At 44.8% G+C, this 11862-nt stretch carries 9 protein-coding genes and 1 pseudogene; 7 read left to right on the top strand and 3 right to left on the bottom strand.

Annotation, left to right across the window (positions count from 1 at the left end; all coding sequences use genetic code 11):
* The 4 genes and pseudogenes from tuf to R7R78_RS20485 all read left to right on the top strand — a co-directional run.
* A pseudogene (tuf, locus tag R7R78_RS20500) lies at positions 1-132 on the top strand (elongation factor Tu); the annotation flags it as partial.
* Between the two features lie 331 nt (positions 133-463).
* Positions 464-652 (top strand): (2Fe-2S)-binding protein, encoded by a 189-nt coding sequence (locus R7R78_RS20495; RefSeq protein WP_005381360.1) that lies wholly within the window; start codon positions 464-466, stop codon positions 650-652.
* A gap of 93 nt (positions 653-745) precedes the next feature.
* Entirely contained in the window at positions 746-1222 is a 477-nt protein-coding gene (gene bfr / locus R7R78_RS20490; RefSeq protein WP_005381359.1) for a bacterioferritin, read from the top strand.
* A gap of 206 nt (positions 1223-1428) precedes the next feature.
* Positions 1429-2706, top strand: a complete 1278-nt coding sequence (locus R7R78_RS20485; RefSeq protein WP_005381358.1) for a malic enzyme-like NAD(P)-binding protein — start codon at positions 1429-1431, stop codon at positions 2704-2706.
* A 112-nt stretch (positions 2707-2818) separates the two neighbouring features.
* Here R7R78_RS20485 and metJ read toward each other — a convergent pair whose 3' ends face one another.
* Entirely contained in the window at positions 2819-3139 is a 321-nt protein-coding gene (gene metJ / locus R7R78_RS20480; protein ID WP_005381353.1) for a met regulon transcriptional regulator MetJ, read from the bottom strand.
* A gap of 225 nt (positions 3140-3364) precedes the next feature.
* Here metJ and R7R78_RS20475 point away from each other — a divergent pair, with 225 nt between their 5' ends.
* The 3 genes from R7R78_RS20475 (at position 3365) to metF (ending at position 8114) form a co-directional block, all read left to right on the top strand.
* Positions 3365-4525 carry an O-succinylhomoserine (thiol)-lyase gene (locus R7R78_RS20475; protein WP_158174194.1) on the top strand — a complete coding sequence of 387 codons (1161 nt, stop codon included), beginning with the start codon at positions 3365-3367 and terminating at the stop codon, positions 4523-4525.
* A gap of 15 nt (positions 4526-4540) precedes the next feature.
* Positions 4541-6949, top strand: a complete 2409-nt coding sequence (locus R7R78_RS20470) for a bifunctional aspartate kinase/homoserine dehydrogenase II (protein WP_017633523.1) — start codon at positions 4541-4543, stop codon at positions 6947-6949.
* 262 nt (positions 6950-7211) lie between these two features.
* Entirely contained in the window at positions 7212-8114 is a 903-nt protein-coding gene (metF, locus tag R7R78_RS20465; RefSeq protein WP_005381345.1) for a methylenetetrahydrofolate reductase, read from the top strand.
* Between the two features lie 70 nt (positions 8115-8184).
* Here the strand turns inward: metF and R7R78_RS20460 are convergent, their stop codons facing one another.
* Together R7R78_RS20460 and ppc are read right to left on the bottom strand one after the other, a co-directional pair.
* Positions 8185-8724, bottom strand: a complete 540-nt coding sequence (locus tag R7R78_RS20460; RefSeq protein ID WP_005382791.1) for a PadR family transcriptional regulator — start codon at positions 8722-8724, stop codon at positions 8185-8187.
* Between the two features lie 425 nt (positions 8725-9149).
* Positions 9150-11783: a phosphoenolpyruvate carboxylase gene (ppc, locus tag R7R78_RS20455; RefSeq protein ID WP_005381336.1), complete on the bottom strand. Its 2634-nt coding sequence runs from the start codon at positions 11781-11783 to the stop codon at positions 9150-9152.
* Positions 11784-11862 lie beyond the last annotated feature (79 nt).

The following is an 11862-nucleotide window of genomic DNA, read 5'->3' as shown; positions in this document are numbered from 1 at the left end:
ATGCCAGGCGACAACGTACAGATGACTGTAGAGCTAATCGCACCAATCGCAATGGACGAAGGTCTACGTTTCGCGATCCGTGAAGGTGGCCGTACAGTAGGTGCTGGTGTTGTAGCTAAGATCTTCGACTAATTCATAACGAATTAAACGAAATCTTGCACTGTTCTTCTTTTTGAAGAAAGCGCATCGAAAAGGGAAGCTTAGGCTTCCCTTTTTCATTTCTAGATTACATTTAGTTATAAGTGTTGAAATAAAAGACGTCACTTTTTCGATTTAAAAACAGAGTTTTACCGAATTTATTTCTTAACGCTTTTACTCACCCCTCTTAACCCTTTGATCTTTTCCTGCTGCGGTAAAATCGTTATAACCAAATATTCTGAGCGGACACCATAATGCGACTGGTAACAAGAACTATTCTTGTTTATATTGTTTGTCACAGATTAGTTTTATAGGTTTTTTGAGTATGTACGTTTGTCTTTGCCATGGTGTCTCCGACAAAAAAATCAGGAAGTTGGCGATAGATGAAGGCGTAACAGATATTAAAGGAATCAAAAAGTGCACGGCATTGGGCAGCCAATGTGGTAAGTGCATCAGACAGGCCAAGGAAATTTTAGCGGAAACTAGTTACACGGAATTTAAACAAGCCAGCTAATTGCTGTAAGTATGCAGTAATTATTTGCCTTACATTTTGACACCTTCTCATTTGCTTCTACATTTAAATGAAGCCAAAGAGGAGGGTTTTGTCATGAAAGGCGATCCAATCATCATTCAACATCTCAATAAAGTGCTCGGTAACGAGCTCGTCGCTATTAATCAGTATTTTCTTCATGCCCGAATGTATAAAGACTGGGGCTTAAAGCACCTAGCAGACAAGGAATATCACGAATCTATCGATGAGATGAAACATGCCGATCATCTAATTGAGCGTATTTTGTTCCTTGAAGGCTTACCGAACCTACAAGATTTAGGTAAGTTGATGATTGGTGAAGATACCAAGGAAATGCTCGAGTGTGACTTAAAGCTTGAAATGGCGGCTATTCCAGATTTAAAAGATGCGATTGCCTACGCTGAAGACATTCGAGATTATGTGTCTCGAGATCTCTTCCAAGATATTCTTGAAGATGAAGAAGAACATGTTGATTGGCTAGAGACGCAACTTGGCTTGATTGAAATGTCTGGTATTGAGAATTATCTCCAAGCGCAATACGTGGACGAAGAGTAACGATACTTTCTGAGTTTGCATACTCCAATAATAGTAATAAGAAAGAGCACCTGACTCGAAAATCAGGTGCTTAACCCCGTTATCTGGTCTAATCTCTTTTATTATCGGCTTTTTAAGGATATTGCTCGCAATCTTGCCTATGAAGTTTGATTTCTATCCGATAGAATTTATGCCCCCTTACCTAAAAATAAAAAAGAGAAACGTCCATGTCTGAAGACAACCACCAAGCAGCCACTCCAGAAGAAGAACATCGCCAAAAAGCATTGGATTACCATGCTTATCCAACTCCAGGAAAGATTGCTGTCGAACTGACAAAGCCTGCGGAAACGGCGGGTGATCTTGCCCTTGCATATAGCCCTGGTGTTGCAGAGCCAGTGCGTGAAATCGCACAAAACCCGGATAACGTGTACAAGTACACTGCAAAAGGGAACATGGTTGCTGTTATTTCTAACGGTACCGCTATTCTAGGTCTAGGTAACCTAGGTCCACTTGCATCTAAGCCAGTGATGGAAGGTAAAGCGTTACTGTTTAAGCGTTTTGCAGGTCTTGACTCTATTGATATTGAAGTTAAGCACCGCACGATCGATGAATTTGTTGATACTGTTGCGAGCATTGCAGACACTTTTGGCGGTATTAACCTTGAAGATATTAAAGCACCAGACTGTTTTGAGATTGAAAAACGTTTGATTGAGCGTTGTGATGTACCAGTATTCCACGATGATCAACATGGTACTGCTATTGTAACGGCAGCGGGTATGCTGAATGCAATCGAACTTCAAGGTAAGAAACTTGAAGATTCAACAATTGTTTGTCTTGGCGCTGGCGCTGCCGCTGTAGCGTGTATGGAGCTTCTGATCAAATGCGGCGCAATGCGCGAAAAAATCTACATGCTAGATCGCAAAGGTGTGATTCACACTCGTCGTGATGATCTTAATGAATATAAGCAGCTATTTGCGAACAATACAGATAAGCGCACACTAGAAGACGTGATTGAAGGTGCAGATCTGTTCCTAGGTGTATCTGGTCCAAACCTATTGCCAGCGGAAGCGTTGAAGTTGATGGCAGATAAGCCAATCGTATTCGCATGTTCTAACCCGGATCCTGAAATCAAGCCGGAACTTGCTCACGCAGTTCGTGATGACTTGATCATGGGTACTGGCCGTAGTGATTATCCTAACCAAGTTAACAACGTATTGTGTTTCCCATTCATTTTCCGCGGTGCTCTTGATGTGCGTGCAAGTGAAATCAATGATGAAATGAAACTTGCAGCCGTTGAGGCGATTCGTGAGCTAGCAAAAGAGCCTGTACCTGAAGCCGTATTGAAGGCTGCAGGTGTTGATAAGCTAGAGTTTGGTGCGGACTATATTATTCCAAAACCAATGGATTCACGTTTGCTACCACGTGTTGCAAAAGCGGTTGCTCAGGCGGCGGTTAATTCAGGTGTAGCTCGTATCGAGATGCCTGAAAACTACATGGCAGAGTAATATATCTTTCAGATGTGATACACAAAAATGGGACGCTATTGCGTCCCATTTTTTATGTCATTCATTTGGCTCGAGGCAAGAGTTATTACCTGAAACCTCTTATCAGGCTTTTTTATTCTTCGTCGAATGACTCAAATTCGATGCCCATTTCCGTCATCAGCGCTTTTACTTCTGTTGGAATATCATCAGGACGGTCTTTACGAAGGTCTTCATCTGTCGGAAGTGGCTGACCTGTGTACGCGTGCAAAAATGCCTCGCATAGCAATTCGCTATTGGTTGCATGGCGTAAGTTATTGATCTGACGGCGAGTACGCTCATCAGTTAGCACCTTTAAAACTTTTAGCGGGATAGAGACGGTAATTTTTTTTACTTGTTCGCTTTTTTTGCCGTGCTCTGCATATGGGCTAATGTATTCGCCATTCCAGTCAGCCATTGCACACCTTCATTTATGTAATCGGTTAAAAATAATTTAGGTGCTGATTTTAGCTGCATTTACCGCCATAAGCAAAGACATATAGACGTCTAGAAGTGTTGACGTCTCATTTTTTGACGAGTAAAGTGAACATAACAGCAAAGGAAGCGTGTTGATCACTTTATGTTACTCATTAGATATAGCGCATTCCTATTTAGAAGTCATTACCCGTGAAAGGATACACCCATGAGCACTCGCAAACCTGCGACCATTGCAGTACGCACTGGTATTGAATCAGACAGCCAATATCATGCTGTCGTTCCACCTATTTATCTTTCCACTAACTATGGTTTTCCTGCTTTTGGTGAAGTGCCCAAGTATGATTACACACGATCTGGTAATCCAAATCGCGGACTGTTGGAAAGTGCGCTATCTGAACTCGAGTCTGGAAAAGGAGCGGTTGTTACTAACTGCGGTACGTCGGCATTAAATTTATGGGTTTCCGCTTTTCTCGGCCCAGATGATCTCATTATTGCTCCTCACGATTGTTATGGTGGTACCTATCGTCTTTTTAATACCCGAGCTAACAAAGGCGATTTTAAGGTTCAGTTTGTCGATCAATCAGACGAACAGGCTTTAGATGCTGCATTGGCACAAAAACCAAAACTCATTTTGCTAGAAACTCCGTCAAATCCTCTGGTTCGCGTAGTGGATATTGCAGCTACTTGTGAAAAAGCGAAACAAGTCGGCGCGTTAGTTGCGGTGGACAATACCTTTTTGACACCCGTGTACCAAAAACCTTTAGAGCTAGGTGCGGATTTTGTTATCCACTCCACAACAAAATACATCAACGGTCATTCGGACGTAATTGGTGGGGTAATCATCACCAACACAGAAGCGCATGCAGAAGAGCTTGCATGGTGGGGCAATTGTATTGGTGCAACGGGTACACCATTCGATAGTTACATGACACTGCGAGGTATTCGTACGCTTGGTGCTCGTATGAGAGTACATGAAGAGAGCTCACAGCAGGTACTGGCTTACCTACAGAAACAAGCGTTAGTTAAAACTATCTATCATCCAAGCCTGCCGGAACATCCAGGTCATGACATCGCTAAAAAGCAGCAAACGGGCTTTGGCTCTATGTTGAGTTTTGAGTTTTCTGGTTCGTTTGAACAGTTAAAGGTGTTTGTGAAAGAGCTCCAACTGTTTTCATTAGCAGAGTCATTAGGTGGTGTAGAAAGTTTGATTTGCCACCCAGCATCCATGACGCACCGTGCAATGGGTGAGGAGGCGCTGGCGGAGGCTGGGGTCTCTCATCAACTATTGCGTTTGTCTGTCGGTTTGGAAGATGCACAAGACCTCATCACAGATTTAGAACAAGCGTTCGCTAAAGCTACCCAGTAATAGGAGACGATAACAATGACTGTACAACGTCAGCTGCATAAGTTTGGTGGCAGTAGCTTAGCAAACCCAGAATGCTACTTACGCGTTGTGGGTATTCTCAAGGAGTATTCGACAGAAAATGATCTTGTGGTCGTCTCTGCTGCAGGAAAAACCACTAATCGCTTGATTGAGTTTTTGGAAGGGTTAAATAAAGATGGCCGAATTGCGCATGAAGCGCTTCAAAGCTTGAGACAGTTCCAAACTGAGCTAATAGAAAGCTTGTTGGAGAGTGAAGCAAAAGAAGAGCTGTTAGCTTTATTACATGATGAGTTCAGTACTCTCTCGGAGCTGACTGCACCACTCACTAATGCGCAAAAAGCTGCGGTACTGGGACACGGAGAAGTATGGTCTGCTCGCCTATTGGCCGCGTTATTATCTCAACGTTCTATCCCTGCGGTTGCACAAGATGCACGAGCGTTTTTACGTGCAGAAGCGGGAACTCAACCAGAGGTTGATCGCGCTCGTTCATACCCTTTAATTAAAGAGATCCTCGCGCAGCATAACCATAAACGTGTGGTAATTACTGGCTTTATGGCTCAGAACGAGGCAGGAGAAACCATTCTACTTGGTCGTAACGGCTCTGACTATTCTGCAACGGTCATAGGCGCGCTTGCTGAAGTCAGTACTGTCACGATTTGGAGTGATGTTGCTGGTGTTTATAGTGCCGATCCACGTTTGGTGTCTGACGCTTGTTTATTACCGTTACTTCGATTGGATGAAGCCAGTGAACTTGCTCGCTTAGCTGCCCCAGTGCTACACAGTCGTACGCTTCAGCCTGTGGCGCAAAGTACCATGGACCTTAATCTCAAGTGTAGCTATCTGCCAGAGTCGGGTTCTACTCGTATTGAGCGTGTATTGGCATCTGGTCGTGGCGCTAAAATTATTACTTCACTGGATGATGTTTTATTGGTGCAGTTGTCTTTCATGCATGGGCACGACTTCGAAAAAACACAGAGTGATGTATTACAAGCGTTGCAGCGCGCGCAATTAGAGCCACTGGCATTTGAAGCTCAATCCGATCAGCACACGCTACGCTTGGCTTACACCGCAGAAATCGCCGGTGGTGCATTGAAACACTTGCAAGAGCTTGCGGTAGAGGCTGAAATTAAGCTAAAAGAAGGTTACTCGCTCTTAGCTGCGGTAGGTGCAGGCGTTACGAAAAACGCCAATCATTGCTTTGGCTTTTATCAGAAGCTAAAGCACTCTCCGGTAGAATTTATCTCTGAAACAGACTCAGGGCTGAGCCTAGTCGCTGTTTTGCGCCGTACTGATACTGAGGCGTTGGTTCAAACGATTCATAGCCAGTTGTTCCAAGCGCAAAAACGCGTGGCAGTGGCTTTATGTGGCAAGGGTAATATTGGTTCTAGTTGGTTAAATTTATTTGCGACGCAAAAAAGTGAGCTCGAAAAACGTCATGGTATGAGCTTTGATCTTGTCGCGGTTGTGGATAGCCAAACCTATTGGTTCGATGAGCAAGGTATTGAGGCGGCGAGTGTTGCTGAACGATTTGATGATGAAAGCATAGCAAACAATGGGGATTGGCTGGCACGTTTGGGAGCGCTTAAAAGCTACGATGAAGCCGTCGTGCTTGATGTTACCGCGAGTAAAGAGTTGGCTCAGCGCTACGTAGAAATCGCACAGCAAGGCATTCATTTGATTTCCGCTAACAAAGTTGCCGGTTCCGCAGATAGCCAGTACTACCATCAGGTTCAAGATGCATTCGCTAAAATTGGTCGTCATTGGCTATACAACGCAACGGTTGGTGCTGGGTTACCGATAAACCATACCGTGCGAGATCTTCGTGAAAGTGGGGATGAAATCGTCGCTCTATCGGGTATTTTCTCGGGGACGCTATCATGGCTGTTCCAACAGTTTGATGGTTCTGTGCCATTTAATGATTTAGTCGATCTTGCTTGGCAGCAAGGTTTAACCGAACCTGATCCTCGTTCTGATTTAGATGGCTCCGATGTAATGCGCAAGTTAGTCATCTTGGCTCGAGAGTCGGGCCTAGATATAGAACCAGACAGCGTTAAAGTTGAGTCTTTGGTGCCAGAAGAATTAAGAGAACTGAGCTTAGATGATTTCTTCGATAATGGAGCGTTGTTGAGTGAAATACTTCAAGAGCGTCTGACAAAAGCACAGAGAAACGATCAAGTGCTTCGCTATGTGGCGCGTTTAGAAAAAAATGGTAAAGCAACGGTGGGAGTCGAAGCGTTATCTCGTGAGCACGCGCTCGCCAACTTATTGCCATGCGATAACATTTTTGCCATAGAGAGCAAGTGGTACAAAGATAACCCTCTGGTCATTCGAGGACCAGGCGCAGGCAGAGAAGTGACAGCCGGCGCTATTCAATCCGACCTCAACCGATTGGCTGGTTTATTTTAAAGTTGCGATTGACCTAAAAACCCTGGAATTAATCCAGGGTTTTTTATTCCCCTATCAGTGCCATACTGAAGTCATAACCCGTGCAAAATGGTGAGATGATGCTCAAGTAGAAACTTGAACTATCTTCATTATTAACTTGAGAAAAATTCATAATTACAAGGTTGACATTAAATCGTATTCAATACATTCTGTAGACATATAGACGTCTAAACGTCGATTTTAAGGATTTGTTTTCGTGGCGGAGTGCCGCAGGGAGAGTAAGATGGGATATACGCACGCAGGCCATATCGACGCCTTGAACCAGAATATTGCTGAGTTATCAGATAACATCAATGTATCGTTTGAGTTTTTTCCGCCAAGCAGCGCTAAGATGGAAGAAACACTTTGGAATTCAGTGCACCGTCTTAAAACGCTTCAACCTAAATTTGTTTCTGTGACTTACGGTGCGAACTCCGGCGAGCGTGACAGAACACACTCCATCATTAAAGAAATTAAAGCAACAACCGGATTGGTTGCCGCTCCCCATCTCACTTGTATTGATGCGACTCGTGAAGAGTTGATTAATATTGCCGATGATTATTGGAACAATGGTATTGAAAATATCGTCGCTCTGCGTGGTGATATTCCTCCTGGTGGCGGTGCGCCTGATATGTATGCCTCGGATTTGGTTGAGCTGCTGAAATCACGCCACGATTTCGATATCTCCGTTGCTGCATTCCCTGAGGTTCACCCTGAAGCTAAAAGCGCTCAGTCTGACTTATTGAACCTAAAACGTAAGGTAGATGCAGGTGCAAACCGTGCTATTACTCAGTTCTTTTTTGACGTTGAGTCTTACCTGCGATTCCGTGACCGTTGTGTCGCAGCAGGAATTGACGTAGAAATTGTGCCAGGAATTTTGCCTGTATCGAACTTTAAGCAAGCGTCTCGCTTTGCGGCACAGAACAATGTGAAAGTACCAGGATGGATGAGTAAACAATTCGATGGCTTGGATGATGATCCGGTGACTCGCCAGCTTGTAGGAGCTAGCCAAGCTATTGATATGGTGCGTGTACTGAGTCGTGAAGGGGTTAAGGACTTTCACTTCTACACACTAAACCGTGCAGAGATGACTTACGCGTTATGCCATACGTTGGGTGTTCGTCCTCGCGCAGTAGTCGGTGCGTAAATCTGGTTTCAAAAAGATAAAAGGCTTGCCAAGTGGCAAGCCTTTTTCGTTTTATCAAAGCAAAAGGAGTTTAACCAATCACTTCAAGTTCAGTTAGAACTTCTTCTGCCCAAGTGATCCAAGTTTCACGTAACAGAAGGTTACGGCGAAGCGTTAGACGTTCTAGGCGAGCTTGTTTATCTAAAGTTGACGGCGTTGCGTAGTAAGCCGCTTCAATTTCTTTGTAGTGAGAAACCAGTTTGCGAGACTCTTCAACTAGCTCGGCGAGTTGGTCACGGAATGGAGCTGCAGGTTGAACGGCACATGCCATCAATTTCGCTGAAAACTCATCACGAACTGTTGGGTGTGCAGTTGGTTGATCAAACCACTCTCCTAAAGCGCTGCGACCAGCGTCTGTAATGGAGTAAACCTTGCGGTCTGGTTTGCCTTCTTGGGGTTCTAATACGCAAGTAACCAGTTCTTTCTCAGCCATTTTGTTGAGTTCACGGTACACCTGTTGGTGGCTTGCTTTCCAGAAGTAACCGATGCTAGCAGAGAATTCTTTAGTGATATCGTAACCGGTTGCGTCGCGAGTGCTAAGAACAGTTAAGATTACGTGTGGTAATGACATGTCTTCAATCCAAATGGTCAATAAACTTGTAAACAAGCTACTTATACTTTCAGCTGCGCTCTTACTGGCACTTGAGTTTTTTAATGTATAAGTAGCACCAACAATGTTGGTCCTGTCACCTTAAAGCCGTTTATCACCTAGAGAGATGGGGAGTCCCATCAAGGCTGGAGCAGGTATGATTGGATTTATGAGCTCTCAGCAGGCAAGTAGTATATAAATAATAAGCATGAAGTGGAATAGTAGGACAAAATTACCCTAAAAAACTAACATAATAATCAATAGTGTTAACTTGTGGTTTTTTATTCTTTTGTTTTGGTATTTTTTGGGTCTATTATGGTTTATTTGACTGCTTTTGTTTTGGTGCGATTATCCTGTGATAATAAAAAGCTGAGCATATGCCCAGCTTTTTATTAAAAATGAAACGATTAGCCTGTGTTGCGCATACCAGCAGCAATACCAGCAATCGTCACCATCAACGCTTCTTCCAAGTTTGCAGAGGCTTCTTCGGTTTGACGCGTGCGGTATAGCAGCTCTGCTTGTAGCATATTCAATGGCTCAACGTAGATATTGCGTAAGCGAATCGACTCGAGTCCCCAAGGGTCATGCTGCATCAAGTTTTCATTGTTCTCTACATTCAGTACCGCTTTGATGTCTTCTTGAAGCTGAGCACGAAGTTTTTCACCGAGTGGACGGAGCGACTCATCCACCAATCGCTCATCGTAGTAGCGAGAGATATCAATATTACACTTCGAGTACACCATTTCCAGCATGCCGAGACGAGTTGAGAAAAATGGCCATTCGCGGCACATCTCTTCGAGCAATGCTTGGTGGCCTTTATCGATCGAGTATTGAATCGCTTCACCTGCGCCTAGCCATGCAGGAAGTACCAAACGGTTTTGACTCCATGAGAAGATCCACGGGATTGCACGTAAGCTTTCTACTCCGCCCTTAGGGTTGCGTTTTGCAGGACGAGAACCAAGTGGCAACTTGCCGAGTTCGAGTTCTGGTGTTGCTTGGCGGAAGTAAGGCACGAAATCTGGCTCGCCACGAACCACATTTCGGTAAGACTCACAGCTTACTTCTGATAGCACTTCCATCAAGTCGCGCCATTCTTGTTTTGGCTCTGGTGGCGGTAACAAGTTGGCCTCCAGAATCGCACTTGCGTATAGGTTAAAGCTGTTTACTGCGACATCTGGGAGCCCCAGTTTAAAGCGGATCATCTCGCCTTGTTCTGTTACACGTAAACCGCCTTTCAAGCTTTTTGGTGGTTGCGACAAAAGCGCAGCATGCGCAGGTGCACCACCGCGACCGACTGTGCCCCCACGACCATGGAATAGAGTTAGCTCAACGCCTTCTTCCTCAGCCACTTTAACTAACGATTCCATCGCATGATACTGAGCCCAGCCAGCAGACATAACACCTGCATCTTTCGCTGAGTCAGAGTAACCAATCATGACCATCTGGTGGTTTTGGATAAAACCACGGTAAAGGTCAATCCCCATAAGCTGCTTGATGACCGATTCTGCGTTGTTCAAATCGTCTAGCGTTTCGAACAGAGGACACACATCCATGCGGTAAGGGCAACCCGCTTCTTGTAGCAGTAGATGAACGGCTAGTACGTCAGAGGCGGTACGTGCCATTGAAATAACGTAAGCGCCAAACGCTTCACGCGGTTGTGCTGCAACAATCTTGCAGGTATCCAAAACCTCTTTGACGGGTTCAGACGGTTCCCAATCACGAGGGAGAAGCGGACGTTTAGATGCAAGCTCGTTAGTTAGAAAAGCAATCTTATCTTGCTCACTCCATTGTTCGTAATCACCAATACCTAAGTAGCGAGTTAGTTCAGACAAGACGTCTGAGTGACGCGTGCTCTCTTGGCGGATATCAAGACGTACAAGATGGATACCAAATGCTTTTACGCGGCGTAGTGTATCCAGTAGTGAGCCGTTGGCTATTACACCCATGCCACATTCGTTTAGTGACTGGTAGCAGGCATACAGCGGTTCCCAAAGTTGCTCGACTTTTTGCAGTGGTGCTTTAACAGCCAGCTTTTGACCGTGGATCTTAGCATCGAGAATATCTTTGGTTTCATTGAGCAGAGTGCGTAATTGCTTCAGGATCGCACGGTATGGTTCGTGCTGATCTTCGCCAGCAAGTTCACGGACTTGATCGTTTGAAACTGTCATAGACAGCTCGCTGATCAACTCGTTGATGTCATTGAGATAAAGATCGGCGGCTTTCCAACGAGACAATAGTAAGACTTCACGCGTAACGTTGTGAGTAACAAACGGGTTACCGTCACGGTCACCGCCCATCCAAGAGGAGAAGTGCACTGGGCGAGCATCAATGGGTAAACCTTCTCCAAGGTAAGATTTTAGACGGTCATTCATCTCACGTAGGAAGTCCGGTACTGCTTCCCATAGAGAGTTTTCAACGACCGCAAAGCCCCACTTTGCTTCATCCAACGGAGTAGGGCGTTGTTGTCGAATCACGTCTGAATGCCAGCCTTGGGCAATCAGTTGCTCTAGGCGGCGTTCGGTTTTTCTGCGCTCTTTAGAAGAAAGATCGCTTAGCTCCAACTTTGATAAGCACTCGTTTATCTTGACCAGTTTGTTGATCATCGTGCGGCGCGTAATTTCTGTTGGGTGAGCCGTCAATACCAATTCAATATTCAGATCACGAACCGCTTGGGCAGTGTCCAGTTTGCTCACATCGTTTTGTACCAGTTTAGAAAACAGCGAGTTAATCGCGTCTGGTTCGCAAATGTGCTCTTCACAATGGCGTGAAATCGTGTGGTATTGCTCAGCGATATTGGTGAGGTTTAGAAATTGGTTAAACGCGCGAGTAACGGGCGTTAGCTGCTCATCAGGTAGATGTTTGATTTCTTCGATCAAGCTGTCCCTGTCTGCTTGATTCCCTGCTTGAGCTGATTTGGATAATTTACGAATGGTTTCCACTTTCTCGAAGATTTCTTCGCCATGGGCATCGCGAATGGTGTTACCCAATAAGTGGCCTAACATGCGCACATTACTTTTGAGTGCGGCGTATTTCTCGTTCATTGTCGTCCTGCCTCGTAAAAAAACTACATCCATTGTCCTTGTTAAGACTCCAATCTAGCGAAAAGCACCAGTTATAGTC

It is taken from the genome of Vibrio sp. 2134-1, assembly GCF_033339495.1.
The sequence above is the reverse complement of the archived record's forward strand: the minus strand, read 5'-3'. Positions and strand labels throughout refer to the sequence as shown.